The sequence below is a fragment of the Salmonella sp. 741265050_HSA genome (assembly GCF_046569445.1).
In the GTDB taxonomy this organism is placed as follows: Bacteria; Pseudomonadota; Gammaproteobacteria; order Enterobacterales; family Enterobacteriaceae; genus Salmonella; species Salmonella enterica.
The window spans coordinates 1-21,701 of record NZ_JBKFSV010000014.1; the positions used below are offsets into that span (position 1 = coordinate 1).

The 21,701-nt window shown below is 55.4% G+C and carries 14 protein-coding genes; 10 read left to right on the forward strand and 4 right to left on the reverse strand.

Annotated elements, in window-relative coordinates:
- Window positions 1-102 precede the first annotated feature (102 nt).
- The 3 genes from bcsG to bcsE are packed head-to-tail and all read right to left on the reverse strand — an operon-like array spanning window position 103 to window position 3,538.
- Complete coding sequence (gene bcsG, locus ACLD4F_RS18200) at window positions 103-1,782, reverse strand: cellulose biosynthesis protein BcsG (RefSeq protein WP_000192022.1); 1,680 nt, start codon at window positions 1,780-1,782, stop codon at window positions 103-105.
- Window positions 1,779-1,970 (reverse strand): cellulose biosynthesis protein BcsF, encoded by a 192-nt coding sequence (bcsF, locus tag ACLD4F_RS18205; protein ID WP_000988321.1) that lies wholly within the window; start codon window positions 1,968-1,970, stop codon window positions 1,779-1,781. Before bcsF ends, bcsG begins: the two co-directional genes overlap by 4 nt.
- A complete protein-coding gene (bcsE, locus tag ACLD4F_RS18210; protein WP_001205767.1) occupies window positions 1,967-3,538 on the reverse strand; it encodes a cellulose biosynthesis c-di-GMP-binding protein BcsE in 1,572 nt (523 codons plus the stop codon). Before bcsE ends, bcsF begins: the two co-directional genes overlap by 4 nt.
- Window positions 3,539-3,782: 244 nt before the next feature.
- Between bcsE and bcsR the strand changes: the two genes are divergently transcribed.
- From bcsR to ACLD4F_RS18255, 9 genes are all read left to right on the forward strand, one after another.
- Window positions 3,783-3,986, forward strand: a complete 204-nt coding sequence (gene bcsR / locus ACLD4F_RS18215) for a cellulose biosynthesis protein BcsR (protein ID WP_000282616.1) — start codon at window positions 3,783-3,785, stop codon at window positions 3,984-3,986.
- The gene (bcsQ, locus tag ACLD4F_RS18220; protein WP_000996123.1) at window positions 3,987-4,739 is read left to right on the forward strand and encodes a cellulose biosynthesis protein BcsQ; all 753 of its coding nucleotides are present in this window, start codon (window positions 3,987-3,989) and stop codon (window positions 4,737-4,739) included.
- Entirely contained in the window at window positions 4,736-7,360 is a 2,625-nt protein-coding gene (bcsA, locus tag ACLD4F_RS18225) for a UDP-forming cellulose synthase catalytic subunit (RefSeq protein WP_001728751.1), read from the forward strand. The genes bcsQ and bcsA overlap by 4 nt, the downstream gene beginning before the upstream one ends.
- Window positions 7,361-7,370: 10 nt before the next feature.
- The gene (gene bcsB, locus ACLD4F_RS18230) at window positions 7,371-9,671 is read left to right on the forward strand and encodes a cellulose biosynthesis cyclic di-GMP-binding regulatory protein BcsB (protein ID WP_079944541.1); all 2,301 of its coding nucleotides are present in this window, start codon (window positions 7,371-7,373) and stop codon (window positions 9,669-9,671) included.
- A gap of 3 nt (window positions 9,672-9,674) precedes the next feature.
- A complete protein-coding gene (bcsZ, locus tag ACLD4F_RS18235) occupies window positions 9,675-10,784 on the forward strand; it encodes a cellulose synthase complex periplasmic endoglucanase BcsZ (protein WP_000988802.1) in 1,110 nt (369 codons plus the stop codon).
- Entirely contained in the window at window positions 10,766-14,308 is a 3,543-nt protein-coding gene (bcsC, locus tag ACLD4F_RS18240; RefSeq protein WP_031567364.1) for a cellulose synthase complex outer membrane protein BcsC, read from the forward strand. The genes bcsZ and bcsC overlap by 19 nt, the downstream gene beginning before the upstream one ends.
- 173 nt (window positions 14,309-14,481) lie before the next feature.
- A complete protein-coding gene (gene hmsP / locus ACLD4F_RS18245) occupies window positions 14,482-16,488 on the forward strand; it encodes a biofilm formation regulator HmsP (RefSeq protein ID WP_001266348.1) in 2,007 nt (668 codons plus the stop codon).
- A gap of 157 nt (window positions 16,489-16,645) precedes the next feature.
- Window positions 16,646-17,932 (forward strand): C4-dicarboxylate transporter DctC, encoded by a 1,287-nt coding sequence (gene dctA / locus ACLD4F_RS18250; protein ID WP_000858228.1) that lies wholly within the window; start codon window positions 16,646-16,648, stop codon window positions 17,930-17,932.
- A gap of 219 nt (window positions 17,933-18,151) precedes the next feature.
- Window positions 18,152-19,639 (forward strand): M16 family metallopeptidase, encoded by a 1,488-nt coding sequence (locus ACLD4F_RS18255; protein WP_411010972.1) that lies wholly within the window; start codon window positions 18,152-18,154, stop codon window positions 19,637-19,639.
- A gap of 53 nt (window positions 19,640-19,692) precedes the next feature.
- Here the strand turns inward: ACLD4F_RS18255 and ACLD4F_RS18260 are convergent, their stop codons facing one another.
- Window positions 19,693-20,622: a sugar kinase gene (locus tag ACLD4F_RS18260; RefSeq protein WP_000037575.1), complete on the reverse strand. Its 930-nt coding sequence runs from the start codon at window positions 20,620-20,622 to the stop codon at window positions 19,693-19,695.
- Window positions 20,623-20,850: 228 nt separating this feature from the next.
- Here ACLD4F_RS18260 and pdeH point away from each other — a divergent pair, with 228 nt between their 5' ends.
- Window positions 20,851-21,618, forward strand: coding sequence for a cyclic-guanylate-specific phosphodiesterase (gene pdeH, locus ACLD4F_RS18265; RefSeq protein WP_000595626.1), 768 nt, complete (start codon window positions 20,851-20,853; stop codon window positions 21,616-21,618).
- Window positions 21,619-21,701: the final 83 nt, after the last annotated feature.

Consider the following 21,701-nt stretch of genomic DNA (forward strand, 5'->3'; position numbering starts at 1 on the left):
GCAAATGTCAGATCGTATGCGCCTGTTAGGGCGCGGCTGGTAAGAGAGCCTTACAGGCGCATCTGAAAAACCTCCGGCTATGCCGGAGGATATTTATTCGGTTTACTGCGGGTAAGGCACCCAGTCGCCGCCATTCAGACGAACGTAGGGCTTACCCTGATACTGAATCACCACCGCATTAGCGTTTTCTGAAACCGGCGCGGTTTGCGGCAGATTGCTGGTCAGCTTGTTCCAGTTCACACTGTCTTCGGTAAAGAGCTTACCGTCCACGGCGCGTACGACCAGTTCGGAAATCGCCAGGTAGCTGCTCGGCTGATTAATATCAATCGGCGCGCCCTCATGCGGGGCTTTCATGCCAAAAAATTTCACGCCCGCCGGGACGTTGGTGATGGAGGGGCTGGGAATATCGCGCAGGCCTGAGATCTGCATTCTGTCGCCCTTCAGCGCGCCGCCGTGCTCCGGTACGACCACCACCATCACCTTACGCCCGGATTTCTCCAGTTCGGTAAAGAAAGCGTCCAGTTCATCGAACAGTTTCTGCGCGCGGATTTTATAATCCGCCGTTTTGCTGACGCCGGGAAAATGGTTGCCATCGTGCAGCGGCAGCAAGTTAAAGAAAGTCGCGGAGCGGGAATTGGCTTCACGTTCTTCCCCTGTCAACCAGCGGTTCAGGACCGCCAGATCGTCATATACCGGCGAGCCGTCGAATGACAGCAGGGCGGTTGGCAGGCCGGACTGGTTCATCAGTTCGCTCTGCATACCGCCGTTTTCGCGAACTTCTTTCAGGAAGCCGCCAAATTCACCGTTATGATCCATCATCAGATGCTGAGTAAAGCCCAGCTTCGCAAGATTATCAAACAGATAACATTCGTTATCGGCTGGTTGATAAAGTCGGGTATGCGATGGTTGACCACAGCTGGCGCGCAGCAGACGAATGGCCGCCGGGCCGCTGTAAGACGTACCGGAATTAAAGTGTTTAAACAAAATGTCAAAGTGCGACCATAGCGGATGTGACATCAAGCCTGCCGCTTCGACATCCGACCAGGAGAGCGAACAAATATTGATGACCAATAGGTCGAACGGCTGCGCATCAGGCGGAAGTTGTGCCGGGAACGTCGTTTTCCGCTTTTCTTCCGCGGCATAGAAGGTGTTCAACCAGGCGTTCAGATTCGCGGTCGTCGGCGGCGCGGTTTGCGCAGGCATATCGCCGATGACCGGCTTATCGCCCGCTGTCGCGACGGTAGCGGCTGCATTACCGCCAGTCGTCGTCACCGTATCGGTTGGCTGACCTGCCGGCCACAGCGTAAAAACCGGGCCGGTTAATGTCAGGACATTCAGCCATACCATGATGGCGACCACAAACACCGTGACCCGAATCCACTGTGATAAAAATAGCCAGGCAACCAGCAGTACGAAGATGGCGCCGATCATTTGCCAGTTAATAAAACGGGCGATCAGATCGAGCAGATAACCGGAGCTGAATTCCGCCACCTGCGTCCCCTGGCTCATAATGCTTTGCGGGCCGGGCAGCCAGGTATCGTGCCAGAACAGCGCGAAGCCGACGGGAATGGCAATCCAGTGGCGCAACCGGTGAAGGCGATATTTTGGTATTGGCATGAGCAGAAACGCCATGAATACCAGATTCAGTAAAGGATGAAAATTCAGATAGCCTGCCCACAGCAGGCCAAACTTGACCAGAAAATAGAAGTTCCAGCCGGAAAGACCGCGCCAGTATTGCCAGAGCGGAGAAGGCATTGAAGGAGTTTGAGTATGCTGAGTCATTTTTTGTCTGCCTTGACTTTCGTAGCGCGGCGCAGAGTTCCGGCTGGTTTTACATAACGAGGTTTGGCAAATAGCAGCCGGGTCGTATCACTGATACGGCGTAGCGAATGACGCGCCAGATACCCCAGCGGAAAGAAAATCAGCGCGCAAAAAAGAATAATTTGCACGATATCGCTGATGGTCATCATGATGCACGCTCCGCGGTGTCGTCGAGCAATCGCAGGGGTTCAGGAATACGACGCCAGATGCGGCCATCGTGTTCGGCATTTATTACCGGGTCGGCGCGTTTTGCCAGCGGTAGCGGCGTTCCCCACAGTTCCGGCGACAATAAGCGCATCTGCACCAGCTCGGCGCTGATTTGTTTATCTTCGAACCAGACCATACGATTAGAGAAAATATCGCCCGTCGGCAAAGGGAAAATATGGTTTAACGCGGTATCCAGATCGTTGACCCGGCAGAATGATAAAAACAGCACCAGGCGGTTGCCGCCGATGGTCATAATATCGCCGGTTCGGTTTGGCCGACATAATGTTAACGCCTGCTCAACCCGAATGCCCGGCACCGGGCGCAGCGCGACCAGAACGCCTTTCCCGTCGGCGGGGAGCAGGGTGTTGCTCATCATCGTATGGATGGCATCGCAGAAGATATCCCACGGCTGAAAACCGCGCAGTTTCAACGGCTGCGTCATTGACAGTAGCGTGGTGATGTCTTCCGGTACGTAACGGCTGAACTGCTGTCCCTGCACGCTTTCAATAAGCGTCAGGCAGCGTGAAAGCGGGGCGTTCCAGGGAATGATCATATTCGCGCCGCAGCCCAGCAGCAGGCGCTCATCGGTGGCGCGCAAACTGGCGATATTTTCGCGCACGACAATTTTCAGCGCGCTTCCCCGCTGGCGCCGCAAAGTATGAATGCGACGAGCAAGCGGCTCGATTTGGTTGTTCTGTGTAAGCGAAAAAATAATTGTCGCGGCCTGCGCCGTGCGCGCGTCGTTGAATAGCGCTTCGTTATTGTCGAAAAGCGTCCAGTGTTCCGAGAGCGGCGGCGCGCCTTCAAGGACGGCGACGTGGCTAAGAATGCGTTTTTCGTCGCTACGCGGCTGAATTGCCGTCTCCTCCTGATGGGATAGCGTCCAGCGTTCGTCCTGCTGACACAGCAATAACTGCTGTCGGGCGCTGACGCCTTTTTCGTTACACCAGAAGGCAATATCGAACAAATGTTGGTCGCCCTGAAAACGTAAACTGGCGAGGCCGAAAAGTGAGCGATACTCGCCCATCAACAACGAGGACTGTTTATCGCTATTATTACAAGGGTTAATAACCAACAATGAACAGTGATGAAAACGAGTCCATTTATTCATTTTTTCCAGCCATTTATGCAGGCTTTCTGACGTTATATTCCGCCACGTGTTATTTGCACAAATAAGAATGAAAAAGTAATGCGTCGGGTTAACAGAACAAAGCAAATCGTGGGGCAAAGAGTATAGCCCTTTTTCTGAATCCGGCATGGTAAATAAGCGGATTTTCTCCGGACCGTGAGATTCATCTAATTTGATTACTTTGCCAGGATCGCCTTCCATGCCGATGACGGCGACATTTGCATTCTCCGTTTGTGACGCAATCGTTTGATTCACCAGGCTGATGGCATCTTGCTGGCGATCGGCGTTAACCCACCAGACGCCGCCGGTTGGCATATGGCGCAGTTCATCCCATAATGATGAGATGCCGAGAGAAAATACGGGGTCCACAGTGTCCCTCATGTCACTATTTTAACTGTTTATCAGTTTACTAGCGAAAGCACAGAAATAAACCTAACATTGAAATTAAAACGCATCAGATTTAGCATGTGAATCAATTTGTCCGGCAGGATGCCCTGTAACTCTGCGCTTTGCATTTTTACACATTATAAATGATGTCACGGAAAGATGAAAAATGCGCGTTCTCCCGTATTGACGACGGGGCGTAATGCTGCCAGTGAGAAATATTTAAAAAGGAGCAACCAGAATGTATAACAATGAACCTGGCGCTCAGTCCGATCCAACGTTGGGCTACACTTTTCAAAATGATTTTCTGGCATTAAGCCAGGCGTTTTCACTACCCGAAATAGATTATACCGATATTTCCCAACGCGAACAGTTGGCGGCGGCGATTAAAAGATGGCCACTCCTGGCTGAATTTGCGCAACCACATTCATTAAGGAAGCCATGAATGGCGATTCTGGGACTGCAGGGCGTGCGCGGCGGGGTGGGAACCACATCTCTCACCGCAGCACTCGCCTGGGCGTTACAAATCTTAGGGGAAAATGTCCTGGTGATTGACGCCAGCCCCGATAACCTGCTGCGCATGTCGTTTAACGTCGACTTTGTCCATCAGGGCGGCTGGGCGCGATCGTTGCTGGACGGCCAGGACTGGCGCGATGCCGGATTACGTTATACCTCACAGCTTGATCTACTGCCGTTTGGACAGCTCACCGCGCAAGAGCGGGAAAATCCGCAGGCCTGGCAGGAGACTCTGGGAGAGATCGGATCGGCTATCCAGGCGCTGAAAGCGAGCGGACGTTATAGCTGGATTTTACTGGACTTGCCCTACGGCGCGTCACCGCTGACACGGCAACTGGTGAGCCTCTGCGACCATACGCTGGCGGTAGCCCGGGTTGACGCTAACTGCCATATTCGCCTTCATCAGCAGGCGTTGCCTGCCGGAGCGCATATTCTGATCAATGACTTACGCATTGGCAGTCAGTTACAGGACGATCTGTACCAGGTCTGGCTGCAAAGCCAGCGCCGGTTGCTGCCCATTGTGATCCATCGCGATGAGGCGATGGCGGAGTGCATGGCGTCGAAACAGCCGTTAGGCGAATATCGCAGCGATTCGTTAGCCGCCGAAGAGGTGTTAACGCTGGCGAACTGGTGCCTGCTGCATGATGCGGGCGACAAAACGTCCGCCGGGAGCCTGCGATGAGCGCCCTTTCCCGGTGGCTGCTTATCCCGCCGGTTAGCGCGCGTTTGAGCGAGCGCTATCAGGGTTACCGCCGCCACGGCGCGTCGCCGTTTAGCGCAGCGCTCGGCTGCCTGTGGACGATTCTGGCGTGGATAGTGTTTCCGCTTGAGCATCCGCGCTGGCAGCGTATTCGCGACGGGCATAAAGCGCTTTATCCGCATATTAACGCCGCCCGCCCGCGCCCGCTGGACCCGGCCCGCTACCTCATTCAGACCCTCTGGCTGGTGATGATCTCGTCGGCTAAAGAACGTCATGAACCGCGCTGGCGGTCATTTGCGCGCCTGAAGGACGTTCGTGGACGTTACCATCAATGGATGGATACCTTACCGGAACGGGTGCGCCAAAAGACAACGCACTTGGAAAAGGAAAAAGAGCTGGGACATCTTAGCAACGGCGCCCGGCGTTTTATTCTGGGCGTTATCGTGACCTTTTCACTGATACTGGCGCTGATCTGTATTACGCAGCCATTTAACCCGCTATCGCAATTTATCTTTCTGCTGTTGCTGTGGGGCGTTGCGCTGTTGGTACGACGTATGCCGGGACGCTTTTCCGCGCTGATGCTCATCGTGCTGTCGCTAACGGTCTCCTGTCGTTATATCTGGTGGCGCTATACCTCGACGCTAAATTGGGACGACCCGGTCAGTCTGGTGTGCGGGCTGATTCTGCTGTTTGCGGAAACCTACGCCTGGATTGTGCTGGTGCTGGGGTACTTCCAGGTGGTGTGGCCGTTAAATCGTCAACCGGTGCCGTTGCCGAAAGAGATGTCGCAGTGGCCGACGGTGGATATTTTTGTACCGACCTATAACGAAGACCTTAATGTGGTCAAAAATACCATTTACGCTTCGCTTGGCATTGACTGGCCGAAGGACAAGCTGAATATCTGGATCCTTGATGACGGCGGGCGCGAATCATTTCGTCAGTTTGCCCGACATGTTGGCGTGCATTACATTGCCCGCGCCACGCACGAACATGCCAAAGCCGGCAACATCAACAATGCGCTAAAACACGCGAAAGGCGAGTTTGTGGCGATCTTCGATTGCGACCATGTGCCGACGCGCTCGTTTCTGCAAATGACAATGGGCTGGTTCCTGAAAGAAAAACAGCTGGCGATGATGCAGACGCCGCATCATTTCTTCTCCCCGGACCCGTTTGAGCGCAACCTGGGACGTTTTCGTAAAACGCCTAACGAAGGCACGCTGTTTTACGGACTGGTACAGGACGGTAACGATATGTGGGACGCCACTTTCTTTTGCGGATCGTGCGCGGTGATTCGCCGTAAGCCGCTGGATGAGATTGGCGGTATCGCCGTTGAGACGGTGACGGAAGATGCGCATACTTCGCTCCGGCTGCACCGGCGAGGTTATACCTCAGCGTATATGCGCATTCCGCAGGCGGCGGGGCTGGCGACGGAAAGCCTGTCGGCGCATATCGGGCAGCGTATTCGTTGGGCGCGGGGCATGGTGCAAATTTTCCGCCTCGATAACCCTCTGTTTGGTAAAGGCTTAAAACTGGCGCAGCGGCTGTGCTACCTCAACGCGATGTTCCATTTCTTGTCCGGCATTCCGCGCCTGATCTTTCTGACCGCGCCGCTGGCTTTTCTGCTGCTGCACGCCTATATCATTTATGCGCCTGCGTTGATGATTGCGCTATTTGTGATACCGCACATGGTCCACGCCAGCCTGACTAACTCGAAGATTCAGGGCAAGTATCGTCACTCTTTCTGGAGTGAAATCTATGAAACGGTACTGGCATGGTATATCGCACCGCCGACTCTGGTCGCGTTGATCAATCCGCACAAAGGGAAATTTAACGTCACGGCGAAAGGCGGGCTGGTGGAAGAGAAGTACGTCGACTGGGTAATCTCGCGTCCGTATATCTTCCTTGTCTTGCTTAACCTGCTCGGCGTGGCGGCGGGCGTATGGCGATACTATTACGGGCCGGAAAATGAAACGCTGACCGTCATCGTTAGCCTGGTGTGGGTCTTCTACAACCTGGTCATTCTCGGCGGCGCGGTTGCGGTTTCGGTAGAGAGTAAACAGGTCAGGCGCGCGCATCGGGTCGAGATTGCCATGCCGGGGGCCATCGCCCGCGAAGATGGACATTTGTTCTCCTGTACCGTACATGACTTCTCCGACGGCGGGTTAGGCATCAAGATCAACGGTCAGGCGCAGGTGCTGGAAGGGCAGAAAGTGAATCTGTTGCTTAAACGCGGGCAGCAGGAATATGTCTTTCCAACGCAGGTGGTGCGCGTAACGGGCAATGAGGTCGGACTACAACTGATGCCGCTCACCACCAAACAACATATTGATTTTGTGCAGTGTACCTTCGCGCGCGCCGATACGTGGGCGCTTTGGCAAGATAGCTTCCCGGAAGATAAACCGCTGGAAAGCTTGCTGGATATTCTGAAGCTGGGCTTCCGCGGATATCGCCACCTCGCGGAGTTCGCGCCGCCTTCAGTAAAAGTAATTTTCCGATCGTTGACGGCGTTAATTGCCTGGATTGTATCGTTTATTCCGCGTCGCCCGGAGCGGCAAGCGGCGATACAGCCGTCGGATCGGGTTATGGCTCAGGCTCAACAATGATGATAATGCGATGAAAAGAAAATTGTCCTGGATGTGTGCGGCGGTAATAGGATTAAGCGCGTTTCCTGCTTTCATGACGGCGGCGGCGCCTGCGATGCCGCCATTGATAAATGCTGAACCCATCGAGCCTGCGCCGTCGCCCGCAACTGAGGCGCCCGTCGTGGCGCAGACCGCGCCTTCGCGCGAGGTCAAGCTGACCTTTGCGCAAATCGCGCCGCCGCCGGGCAGTATGGCGCTGCGTGGCGTTAACCCTAACGGCGGCATTGAATTTGGTATGCGCAGCGATGAAGTGGCGTCGAAAGCGGTGCTGAATCTGGAATATACGCCCTCGCCGTCGCTCCTGCCGGTTCAGTCGCAGCTCAAGGTTTATCTCAATGACGAACTGATGGGCGTACTGCCGGTGACAAAAGAGCAGTTGGGGAAAAAGACGCTGGCGCAGGTACCTATCAATCCGCTATTTATCACCGATTTTAACCGGGTGCGGCTGGAGTTTGTCGGCCACTATCGCGACGTGTGTGAAAACCCGGCCAGCAGTACTCTGTGGTTAGACATCGGGCGAAATAGCGCCCTGGATCTGACCTATAACATGCTGGCGGTGAATAACGATCTGTCCCACTTCCCGGTGCCGTTTTTTGATCCGCGGGATAACCGTCCGGTGACGTTGCCGATAGTGTTTGCTGACATGCCGGATCTGGCGCAGCAGCAGGCGGCTTCTATTGTCGCGTCCTGGTTTGGATCGCGGGCGGGCTGGCGCGGTCAGCGTTTCCCGGTGTTGTATAATCACCTGCCGGATCGCAATGCGATCGTGTTCGCCACCAACGATCGACGCCCCGATTTCCTGCGCGATCATCCTGCGGTTAACGCGCCGGTTATCGAGATGATGAGCCATCCGGATAATCCGTATGTGAAGTTGCTGGTTGTGTTTGGTCGAGATGATAAAGATCTGTTGCAGGCGGCAAAAGGTATCGCGCAAGGGAATATTCTCTTCCGTGGTTCCAGCGTGGTGGTCAACGATGTAAAACCGCTGCTGGCGCGCAAACCGTATGATGCGCCGAACTGGGTGCGTACCGATCGCCCGGTCACTTTTGGCGAGCTGAAAACCTATGAAGAGCAGCTCCAGTCGAGTGGGCTGGAGCCGGCGCCCATCAACGTTTCTTTGAATCTGCCGCCGGACCTCTATTTGCTGCGTAGCAACGGTATTGATATGGATCTCAACTACCGTTATACCTCGCCGCCGACCAAAGACAGTTCACGGCTGGATATCAGTCTGAATAACCAGTTCCTGCAAGCCTTTAGCCTTAACAGCACGCAGGAAACTAATCGACTCCTGTTGCGCCTGCCGGTACTTCAGGGACTGCTGGATGGTAAAACGGATGTGTCTATTCCGGCGCTCAAACTGGGGGCGATGAACCAACTACGTTTTGACTTCCGCTACATGAACCCGATGCCGGGCGGGTCGGTGGACAACTGTATTACCTTCCAGCCGGTACCGAATCATGTGGTGATAGGGGATGACTCCACTATCGATTTTTCGAAATATTACCACTTTATCGCGATGCCGGATTTACGCGCGTTCGCCAATGCGGGTTTCCCGTTCAGCCGGATGGCCGATCTGTCTGACACGCTGGCGGTGATGCCGAAGACCCCAACCGAAGCGCAAATGGAAACGCTGCTGAATACGGTCGGCGCCATTGGCGGGCAGACCGGTTTCCCGGCAATTAATCTGACAATCACCGATGATAGCGCTCAGATAGCCGACAAAGACGCCGATCTGCTGATTATTGGCGCTATTCCGGGCAAGCTAAAAGACGATAAGCGTATCGATCTGTTGGTGCAGGCGACACAAAGCTGGGTAAAAACCCCGATGCGGCAGACCGCTTTTCCGTCGATTATGCCGGATGAGGCCGATCGCGCGGCGGATGCGCAGTCCACCGTCACCGCCAGCGGCCCGATGGCGGCGGTGGTGGGCTTCCAGTCGCCGTTTAATGATCAGCGCAGCGTGATTGCTCTGCTGGCTGACAGCCCGCGCGGTTACCAGCTACTGAACGACGCTGTGAACGACAGCGGTAAACGCGCCGCGATGTTTGGTTCCGTGGCGGTGATCCGCGAGTCCGGCGTTCACAGTCTGCGCGTTGGCGATATCTATTACGTCGGACATCTGCCGTGGTTTGAGCGGCTGTGGTATGCGCTGGCGAATCACCCGGTGCTGCTGGCGGTACTGGCGGCCCTCAGTGTGGTATTACTGGCGTGGGTATTGTGGCGTCTGCTACGTATTCTCAGTCGCCGTCGTCTCGACCCTGACCATGAGTAACGCATGATGACTATGCTGCGCGGATGGATAACGATGATCGTCATGCTGACGGCAATAAATGCGCAGGCGGCCTGTAGCTGGCCTGCGTGGGAACAGTTCAAGAAAGATTACATTAGCCAGCAGGGACGCGTTATCGATCCGGGCGATGCGCGAAAAATTACCACTTCCGAAGGGCAAAGCTACGCCATGTTCTTTGCCCTGGCGGCGAACGATCGACCGGCGTTCGCGCAACTGTTTAACTGGACGCAAAACAATCTGGCGCAGGGATCGCTGCGTGAACATCTGCCCGCCTGGCTGTGGGGGCAAAAAGATCCCGACACCTGGTCGGTGCTGGACAGCAATTCCGCGTCCGACGGCGATATCTGGATGGCATGGTCGCTGCTGGAGGCCGGTCGTCTGTGGAAAGAGACGCGTTATACCGAGGTGGGCACGGCGTTGCTAAAACGCATCGCCCGCGAAGAGGTCGTGAATGTGCCGGGGCTGGGCTCAATGCTGCTACCTGGCAAAATCGGCTTTGCCGAGGCGAATAGCTGGCGTTTTAACCCAAGCTATCTGCCGCCGCAGTTGGCGCAATACTTTAGCCGTTTTGGCGCGCCGTGGTCGACGTTACGGGAAACCAATTTGCGGCTTTTGCTGGAAACCGCGCCGAAAGGTTTCTCGCCGGACTGGGTGCGTTATGAAAGCAAGCAAGGCTGGCAGTTGAAAGCGGAAAAGACGCTGATCAGTAGCTACGATGCGATTCGCGTCTATTTATGGGCGGGAATGATGCATGATGGCGATCCGCAAAAAGCGCGTTTACTGGCGCGATTTAAACCGATGGCGACGTTAACGATGAAAAACGGCGTTCCACCGGAGAAAGTGGATGTCGTCAGCGGGAACGCGCAAGGGACGGGGCCGGTCGGGTTTTCCGCCGCCTTACTGCCTTTCCTGCAAAATCGCGACGCCCAGGCCGTGCAGCGACAGCGGGTCGCAGACCATTTTCCTGGCAGCGATGCCTATTACAACTATGTGCTGACTCTCTTTGGACAAGGCTGGGATCAGCACCGTTTTCGCTTCACCGTCAAAGGTGAATTATTACCTGACTGGGGCCAGGAATGCGTAAGTTCACGTTAAGTCTCATGCACGCTTTTTTGCCGGCTGGAGGTCGAAACGCCTTACCTGGCAAAAGGGGCGTTTCTCGGGCATTGTTGGGTTTATCGCTTGGTATGGCGCTAACACCGCTTGCCGGCGCAGCGACCTCCGCGCAGCAACAGTTGCTGGAGCAGGTTCGGCTGGGCGAGGCCACGCACCGTGAGGACTTAGTCCGTCAGTCGCTCTATCGCCTGGAGCTGATCGACCCCAATGATCCACAGGTTATCGCCGCCCGTTTCCGCTATCTGTTGCGCCAGGGGGATAGCGACGGGGCGCAGAAGCTACTTGACCGGCTGGCGCAACTGGCGCCGGAGTCGACGGCGTATCAATCTTCCCGCACCGCGATGCTGCTCTCCACGCCGCAAGGACGTCAGTCTTTGCAGGAGGCGCGTTTACTGGCGACGACCGGCCATACTGAACAAGCGATCGCCAGCTACGACAAGCTGTTTAAAGGTTATCCGCCGGAGGGCGAACTGGCGGTCGAATACTGGACGACCGTGGCGAAATTGCCCGCCCGCCGTCACGAAGCGATTAACCAGCTACAGAAAATCAATGCCGTCAGTCCGGGTAATAACGCTCTGCAAAATGCGCTGGCGCAACTGTTGTTCGCCAGCGGGCGGCGCGATGAGGGATTTGCGGTGCTAAAACAGATGGCGAAATCCAGTACGGGACGCAGCGCGGCCTCCGCCATCTGGTACCAGCAGATAAAAGATCTCCCGGTGAGCGACGCCAGCGTAAAAGCGTTGCAAGACTATCTGACGCAGTTTAGCGAAGGCGATAGCGTGTCTGCCGCCCGCGCCCAGCTTAGCGAGCAGCAAAAACAGTTAGCCGATCCGGCGTTCCGCGCGCGCTCGCAGGGCATCGCGGCGGTTAATGCCGGAGAAGGCGGTAAGGCCATTGCGCAATTGCAGCAGGCGGTGAGCGCCCGGCAGGACGACAGCGAGGCGGTCGGCGCGCTGGGGCAGGCATACTCACAGCGTGGCGATCGCGCCCGCGCCGTCGCGCAGTTTGAAAAGGCGCTGGCGATGGCGCCGCACAGCAGCAGCCGCGATAAGTGGGAGAGTCTGCTGAAGGTCAATCGCTACTGGCTGTTAATTCAGCAGGGCGACGCGGCCTTAAAAGCGAATAATCTAGCCCAGGCGGAGCGTTTCTATCAGCAGGCGCGAGCAGTGGATAACACCGACAGCTACGCGGTGCTGGGGCTGGGGGATGTGGCGATGGCGCGCAAAGATAATGCCGCCGCCGAACGTTATTATCAGCAGACGCTGCGTATGGATAGCGGTAATACAAATGCTGTACGCGGGCTGGCGAATCTTTATCGCCAGCAGTCGCCGCAAAAAGCCGCCGCGTTTATCGCTTCTCTTTCCGCCAGCCAGCGGCGCAGTATCGACGATATCGAACGCAGTCTGGAAAATGACCGTCTGGCGCAGCAGGCGGAAACGCTGGAAAGCGAGGGCAAATGGGCGCAGGCCGCAGAACTGCACCGTCGTCGGCTGGCATTAGATCCGGGGAGCGTGTGGGTGACGTACCGACTGTCACGCGATCTGTGGCAGGCCGGGCAGCACGCCCAGGCCGATGCGCAAATGCGCTCTCTGGCGCAGCAGAAGCCAAACGATCCGGAACAGGTCTATGCTTATGGGCTTTATCTTTCCGGCAGCGATCGGGACCGGGCGGCGCTGGCGCATCTCAATACCCTGCCGACCAGCCAGTGGAACAGCAATATTCAGGAACTGGCGGGCCGATTGCAAAGTAACCAGGTGCTGGAAAGCGCTAACCGCTTGCGCGATAGCGGCAAAGAACGCGAAGCGGAAGCGTTGTTACGTCAGCAGCCTCCCTCTACGCGCATTGAGTTAACGTTGGCGGACTGGGCGCAGCAGCGTGGCGATAATGAGGCGGCCCGCGCCGCTTATGACGCCGTTCTGGCGCGGGAGCCGGGTAATGTCGATGCCATGCTGGGGCGGGTGGAAATCGACATCGCACAGGGCGATAACGCTGCGGCGCGCGCTCAACTGGCGGCGCTGCCTGCGTCGCAAATCACCTCTCTTAACATGCAGCGCCGCGTCGCGCAGGCGCAGCTCCAGCTTGGCGATATCACGGCGGCGGCGCGGACCTTCAACCGCATTACGCCGCAGGCAAAAGCACAGCCGCCATCAATGGAAAGCGCGATGGTATTGCGTGACGCCGCCGCTTTTCAGGCGCAAACGGGCGAGCCGCAGCGGGCGCTGGAGACCTACAAAGACGCAATGGTCGCCGCGGCGATTACGCCGGTTCGTCCCCAGGATAACGATACCTTTACCCGCCTGACGCGCAATGATGAAAAAGATGACTGGCTAAAACGCGGCGTGCGTAGCGATGCGGCGGAGTTGTACCGTCAGCAGGATCTCAATGTCACGTTGGCGCACGATTATTGGGGGTCGAGCGGGACTGGCGGCTACTCCGATCTGAAGGCGCATACCACGATGCTTCAGGTGGATGCGCCCTGGTCGGACGGGCGGGCGTTCTTTCGTACTGATATGGTGAATATGGATGTTGGCCGTTTCTCTACGGATGCGGACGGAAAATACGATAATAACTGGGGTACCTGTACGCTGGAGAAATGCAGCGGACATCGTAGCCAGGCCGATACGGGCGCGAGCGTGGCGGTCGGCTGGCAGAATGAGACCTGGCGCTGGGATATCGGCACGACGCCGATGGGCTTTAATGTCGTTGATGTGGTCGGCGGCGTCAGCTATAGCGACGATATCGGGCCGTTGGGTTATACCCTGAATGCGCATCGTCGCCCGATCTCCAGTTCGCTGCTGGCGTTTGGCGGGCAAAAGGACGCCAGCAGCAATACCGGCACCAAATGGGGCGGCGTGCGGGCCAACGGCGGCGGCGTCAGTCTCAGCTATGATAAAGGCGAAGCAAACGGTGTCTGGGCGTCGCTCAGCGGCGACCAGTTGAGCGGTAAAAATGTGGAAGATAACTGGCGCGTGCGCTGGATGACCGGTTATTACTATAAGGTGATTAACGAGAATAACCGCCGCGTTACCGTCGGGCTGAATAACATGATCTGGCATTACGACAAGGATTTGAGCGGTTATTCACTGGGTCAGGGCGGTTATTATAGCCCGCAGGAATACCTGTCGTTTGCGGTGCCGGTGATGTGGCGGCAGCGTACGGAAAACTGGTCGTGGGAGCTAGGCGGCTCGGTATCCTGGTCGCACTCCCGCAACCGTACCATGCCGCGTTATCCGCTGATGAATTTGATCCCGGCGGATTATCAGGAGGATGCGCGTGACCAGACCAACGGCGGCGGTAGCAGCCAGGGATTTGGCTATACCGCACGGGCGCTCATTGAACGCCGGGTCACTGCCAACTGGTTTGTGGGTACGGCTGTCGATATTCAGCAGGCGAAAGACTATACCCCCAGTCATCTGCTGCTGTATGTCCGTTATTCCGCGGCGGGCTGGCAGGGGGATATGGATTTACCGCCGCAGCCTCTGGTGCCTTACGCTGACTGGTAATCATTGCGTCAGGCCTACGAATTGACAGGCATCGTAGGCCTGAGAAGCGCAGCGCCATCAGACGCTATCATTAACCGTTATTCAGAAAAGTCCTTTTCAGATACAGCCTCTCTTAATGCCGCAGCAATCGGGTATACTCAGGCGGCAGTCCGGGATATCCAGGGAGAGTCAATTTGCGCGTCAGCCGCTCGTTAACAATTAAACAGATGGCAATGGTTGCGGCCGTTGTCATGGTGTTTGTTTTTGTCTTTTGCACCGTTTTGTTGTTCCATCTGGTACAGCAGAACCGCTACAACACGGCTACGCAACTGGAAAGCATCGCGCGATCTGTTCGGGAACCTCTTTCTTCCGCGATTTTAAAAGCGGATCTCCCCGGCGCGGAAACCATTCTGGAAAGTATTAAACCTGCGGGCGTGGTGAGTCGCGCCGATGTGGTATTGCCGAATCAGTTCCAGGCGTTGCGTAAGCGCTTCATTCCTGAACGCCCCGTCCCGGTTATGGTGACGCGTCTCTTCGAACTGCCGGTACAAATTTCTTTACCGGTTTATTCGCTGGAGCGTCCCGCCAATCCGCAACCGCTGGCCTACCTTGTATTGCAGGCGGATTCGTACCGTATGTACAAGTTCGTCATGAGCGCGCTCTCTACGTTAGTGACCATTTACTTACTTTTATCGCTGATCCTGACGGTGGCCATCGCCTGGTGCGTAAACCGCCTGATTGTGCATCCGCTGCGCAAAATCGCCCGCGAGCTGAACGACATTCCGCAGCAGGAGCTGATCGGACATCAGCTGGCGTTGCCGCGTTTGCATCAGGATGATGAAATTGGAATGCTGGTGCGCAGCTATAACCTCAACCAGCAGCTTATGCAGCGTCAACGCGAGGAGCAAACGGACAACGCGATGCGTTTTCCGGTTTCCGAGCTGCCCAATAAAGCCTTTTTAATGGCATTGCTGGAACAGGTTATCGCCCGCCAACAGACCACCGCGCTTATCATCGTGACGTGCGAAACGTTGCGTGACACGGCAGGCGTGCTGCAAGAAACGCAGCGGGAGATTCTATTACTGACGCTGGTTGAGAAGCTGAAGTCGGTGCTGGCGCCGCGCATGGTGCTTACGCAGGTCAGCGGGTATGACTTTGCCATTATCGCCCACGGCGTTAAAGAGCCGTGGCACGCCATCACATTAGGTCAGCAAATACTCACTATCATTAATGAACGACTGCCCATCCAGGGTATTCAACTGCGCCCAAGCTGCAGTATTGGCATTGCGATGTATTATGGCGATCTGACCGCCGAAGAGCTCTATGGTCGCGCCGTCTCCGCCGCGTTTACCGCGCGCCGAAAAGGTAAAAATCAGATCCAGTTCTTTGACCCGGCACAGATGGAGGCCGCTCAACAGCGCCTTACCGAAGAGAGCGATATCCTTACCGCGCTGGATAACCATCAGTTTGCCATTTGGCTGCAGCCGCAGGTCGAGATGCGCAGCGGCAACGTATTAAGCGCCGAAGCCTTGTTACGTATGCAACAGCCGGACGGTAGCTGGGAATTACCAGATGGGCTGATTGAGCGCATTGAATCCTGCGGCCTGATGGTCACGGTGGGCCATTGGGTGCTGGAAGAGTCCTGTCGCCAGCTTGCCGCCTGGCAGGAGCGCGGCGTGACATTGCCGCTCTCCGTCAATCTTTCCGCGTTACAGCTCATGCACCCTGGCATGGTGTCGGAGCTGCTGGAATTGTTAAACCGCTATCGTATTCAACCAGGTACGCTGATTCTTGAGGTCACTGAAAGCCGCCGTATCGACGATCCGCACGCTGCCGTCGCTATCTTACGTCCGTTACGTAATGCTGGCGTGCGTATCGCACTGGATGATTTTGGCATGGGTTACGCGGGGCTGCGCCAGTTACAGCATATGAAGTCGCTACCGGTCGATATCCTTAAAATTGATAAAATGTTTGTCGATGGGTTACCGGATGATCACAGTATGGTGACGGCGATTATCCTGATGGCCCGCAGTCTTAATTTACAATTGATTGCCGAGGGCGTGGAGAACGAGGCGCAACGCGCGTGGCTGGAACAGGCTGGAGTCAACGTCGCGCAAGGCTTCCTGTTTGCTCGGCCCGTTCCCGCGGATATCTTTGAAGAACGGTATCTGTCGCACGAAAATCCTGATTACAAAAGTTAAAAAAGGTCGCGCTTGTGCGAGCCAGCTCAAACTTTTTAACATTTTTGTTTCAATTATGATCCTGGCGCATTTCTGTCATGTTGTGTGGGTGTTATTTTAAGGCCGCAGGTTACTCATAACCTTACAAGACCTGTGGTTTTTACTTCAAGGACACCCTATGAAAACCTCTCTGTTCAAAAGTCTTTATTTTCAGGTCCTGACAGCAATCGCCATTGGTATTCTCCTTGGCCATTACTATCCTGAACTGGGCGCACAAATGAAACCGCTTGGCGACGCGTTCGTTAAGCTCATTAAGATGATCATCGCTCCTGTCATTTTCTGTACTGTCGTGACGGGCATCGCAGGCATGGAAAGCATGAAGGCGGTGGGCCGTACCGGCGCGGTCGCGCTGCTTTACTTTGAAATTGTCAGTACGATTGCGCTGATTATCGGTCTTATCATCGTCAACGTTGTGCAACCTGGCGCCGGGATGAACGTCGATCCGGCAACGCTGGATGCGCAGGCGGTGGCCGTTTATGCCGCACAAGCCAAGGAGCAGGGCATTATTGCCTTCCTGATGGATGTCATACCGGGCAGCGTGATCGGCGCGTTTGCCAGCGGCAACATTCTGCAGGTCTTACTGTTTGCGGTGTTGTTTGGTTTTGCGCTGCACCGTTTGGGCAGCAAAGGCCAGCTCATTTTCAATGTGATTGAGAGTTTTTCGCAGGTCATTTTCGGCATCATCAATATGATCATGCGCCTGGCGCCGATTGGCGCATTCGGCGCGATGGCCTTCACCATCGGTAAATACGGCGTCGGTTCTCTGGTGCAACTGGGGCAGCTCATTATCTGCTTCTATATCACCTGTATTCTCTTCGTGGTGGTGGTGCTGGGGACGATTGCACGGGTAACGGGCTTTAGCATTTTTAAATTTATTCGCTATATCCGGGAAGAATTACTCATTGTGCTCGGCACCTCCTCTTCCGAGTCAGCGTTGCCGCGTATGCTCGATAAGATGGAAAAACTGGGGTGCCGTAAGTCGGTGGTAGGGCTGGTGATCCCGACGGGGTATTCGTTCAACCTCGATGGCACCTCTATCTACCTGACGATGGCGGCGGTGTTTATCGCCCAGGCGACCAACAGCCATATGGATATCTTCCACCAGATAACGCTGCTGGTCGTGCTGCTGCTCTCGTCAAAAGGCGCCGCGGGCGTGACCGGAAGCGGCTTTATCGTGCTGGCGGCCACTATCTCCGCCGTGGGCCATTTACCGGTTGCGGGACTGGCGTTAATCCTCGGTATCGACCGCTTTATGTCCGAAGCGCGCGCGCTGACTAACCTGGTGGGTAACGGCGTGGCGACGGTGGTGGTTGCCAAATGGGTGAAAGAGTTAGATCACCAAAAGCTGGACGATGTGCTTAATAATCGTGCGCCGGATGGCAAAACGCACGAAATTTCCTCCTAATCTCGCCACTTATGCCCGTAGTCCCTTCCAGGACTGCGGGTGTTTGCGCATAATTGACCCCTGCGCCCAAAGCATACAGCATGATGCTTAGGGATTATTTCACTTCTTCCGTGACATTTTTAGGTTCTCGCGGTCTAACACGAAGTGTTTTTACGTCATATTCAGACATCCCTGCCGGGGCTGTCTTTTTATTACCAGGATTGTTGATCAGGGGTTCACATGCAGGGCACAAAAATTCGACTCTTAGCGGGCAGTCTGTTGATGTTGGCCTCTGCCGGCTATGTGCAGGCAGATGCGCTCCAGCCCGATCCGGCATGGCAACAGGGGACGCTGGCTAATGGGTTACAGTGGCAAGTGTTGGCTACGCCTCAGCGCCCCAGCGATCGTATTGAAGTTCGTCTCCAGGTTAATACCGGTTCGCTCACCGAAAGTACGCAACAGAGCGGGTTCAGCCATGCGATTCCCCGTATCGCGCTGACGCAAAGCGGTGGTCTGGATGCCGCACAGGCACGTTCTTTATGGCAGCAAGGGTTTGATCCGAAACGTCCCATGCCGCCCGTTATTGTTTCTTATGATTCCACGCTCTATAACCTCAGTTTACCCAATAACCGTAACGATCTGCTGAAAGAAGCGCTGACCTATCTGGCTAACGTCTCCGGTAAATTAACCATTACGCCAGAGACGGTGAATCATGCGTTAAGCAGCGAAGATATGGTTGCGACGTGGCCAGCAGATACTAAAGAGGGCTGGTGGCGTTATCGGCTGAAAGGGTCGGCGTTATTGGGGCACGATCCCGCGGAACCGTTAAAGCAACCGGTAGACGCAGCCAAAATTCAGGCTTTCTATGAAAAATGGTACACCCCGGATGCCATGACGCTGATTGTTGTCGGCAACATTGATGCGCGCTCCGTCGCCGAGCAGATCAATAAAACGTTCGGTACGCTGAAAGGTAAACGCGAAACGCCCGCCCCGGTGCCGACGCTTTCGCCGCTGCGGGCGGAATCAGTGAGCATTATGACCGATGCGGTGCGCCAGGATCGTCTCTCCATTATGTGGGATACGCCGTGGCAACCGATTCGCGAGTCGGCGGCGCTGTTGCGCTACTGGCAGGCGGATCTGGCGCGCGAAGCGCTGTTCTGGCATATCCAGCAAGAGCTTACTAAAAATAACGCGAAAGATATTGGTCTGGGGTTTGACTGCCGGGTTCTGTTTCTGCGCGCGCAGTGCGCCATCAACATTGAATCACCTAATGATAAGCTCAATACCAATTTGAGCCTGGTGGCGAATGAACTGGCGAAAGTACGCGATAAAGGTCTGTCGGAAGAGGAGTTTACTGCGCTGGTGGCGCAGAAAAATCTCGAATTGCAAAAGCTGTTCGCGACCTACGCGCGTACCGATACTGACATTTTGACTGGACAGCGAATGCGCTCGCTGCAGAATCAAGTGGTGGATATCGCGCCGGAGCAGTATCAGAAGCTGCGTCAGAATTTCCTCAACAGCCTGACCGTCGATATGCTCAATCAGAATCTACGTCAGCAGCTATCGCAGGAGATGGCATTAATTTTGCTGCAACCGCAAGGCGAGCCGGAATTTAATATGAAGGCGTTAAAGGCGACGTGGGATGAAATCATGGTCCCGACAACTGCCGCCGCTGTTGAAGGAGATGAGGCGCATCCGGAAGTGACGGAGACACCGGCGGCACAGTAAGCTGCCGCCTGCCGGCCCGGTAAGCGCAGCGCCACCGGGCAAGAGCAAATGACTTACTGCGGCATCGCGTCGTGCGGAATAATGGCCCCACGGTACTGAATCACCGTGCTGGCCGTCAGGTGTCCGCGCTTCGCGGCATCCGTCGCGCTGCCGCCCGTCAAACGAACGGCCAGATAACCGGCGCTGAAGGAGTCGCCTGCGGCAGTGGTGTCTATCACTTTCTCTTTCGGCAGTTTCACTGCCGGAACGTCAATGAGCGCCTCGCCCTGAATCGAGACCAGGCAAGAGTCCGCCCCGCGTTTTACCACCACTTCCTGTACGCCTGCCGCATGGGTGCGGGCAATGACCTCTTCCACCGGTTGCTGGCCCCATAGCGCGTCTTCATCGTCCAGTGTCAGGAAGGCGATATCAGTACATTCCAGCATCTTTTGATAGACCTGCTGCGTTTCTTCGCGACTTGTCCATAAACGCGGGCGATAGTTATTATCAAAAATGACTTTCCCGCCGTTGGCCCGACATTCACGCAATAAAGACAGCAGCTTATCACGGCTGGTCGGGCTTAAAATTGCGAGGCTAATGCCGCTCAGGTAGAGATAATCGAAGGTCGCCAGCGCCTCGCAGATAGCCGCTGACTGCTCGCTCTCCAGCCAGAATTTCGCTGCCGCTTCGTTACGCCAGTAGTAGAAGGTACGCTCGCCAGTGTCATCGGTTTCGATGTAATAGAGGCCTGGCAGGCGATTTTCCATCCGCTGCGTTAGCGAGGTATCCACATTTTCATGCTGCCACGCCTCCAGCATCTGTTGGCTGAAACTGTCGGTACCCAGCGCCGTCACATAGTGAACGGCCAGAGCGGCAGAATCGACCTGACGGGCAATATAAACGGAGGTATTCAGCGTGTCGCCGCCGAAGCCGCGCTGAACATCAGCGCCTTTCTGCGACAGCTCAATCATGCATTCGCCAATCACGGCAATCTTTTTAGACATAGTCGTGAACCTGATCTGTAAAAATTAGCGTTAGTGTGCGCTGTGGATGTTTAGTGGTCAATAATATTAAAACATCGGTCCATTATTTTTTTGAGCAAGTGCGTATTTTTGACAAGTTTCGGGGGCTGTTTTTATTTTGCCAGGGACCGAGGGTAAAGTTCTCTGCCTGAACGCCGATAACCTTTGACGAGTCCGGACAGTCACACTCCCATTAACAGGACAACTGAGATGATAAAGCAGGTTATCCAGCAGCTACGCGTTCCTGATGCAGGTATAGAGAATTTGCAGGAACGGCGCTATTGGCTGCAATGCGAGCGTGCCTATACTTACCAGCCGATATACCAGACGGATGGCCGTCTGATGGCGGTTGAACTTCTCACTGTCGTCACCCATCCTGATAACCCTTCCAGACGTATTGCCCCGGATCGTTATTTCGCGGAGTTAGCGGTTCGACACCGCATTGACGTAGTGAAAGAACAACTTCATCAGCTTGAACAAAAAGCGGATTTTTTCACTCGCCATCACTTATTGGCATCAGTCAATGTTGACGGCCCTACGCTGATTGCCATGCGACGACAGCCGGACATTCTGGCAGCGATGGAGCGCTTACCCTGGCTGCGTTTCGAATTGGTGGAACATATTCGTTTGCCGAAAGACTCCTCTTTCGCCTCGATGTGTGAGTTCGGCCCGCTGTGGCTGGATGATTTTGGTACTGGTATGGCCAATTTTTCAGCGCTGAGCGAAGTGCGTTATGACTACATTAAAGTGGCGCGCGAGCTGTTCGTCATGCTGCGTCAGTCTCCGGAGGGACGCAACCTGTTCACTCTGCTGCTGCAACTGATGAACCGCTACTGCCGCGGCGTTATTGTCGAGGGCGTGGAGACGCTGGAAGAGTGGCGTGATGTGCAGCGTTCGCCCGCCTTTGCCGCCCAGGGCTATTTTCTTTCTCGACCCGTGCCGCTGATATCGCTTGAAGAGGTGATTCTGACCCTGTAACGCCAGACTGTTCCCGTAATACATGGTATTACGAGGCGCAGTCATCCTCCTTTTTCGTCTGGCTGAACTATCTTTAGGACAGG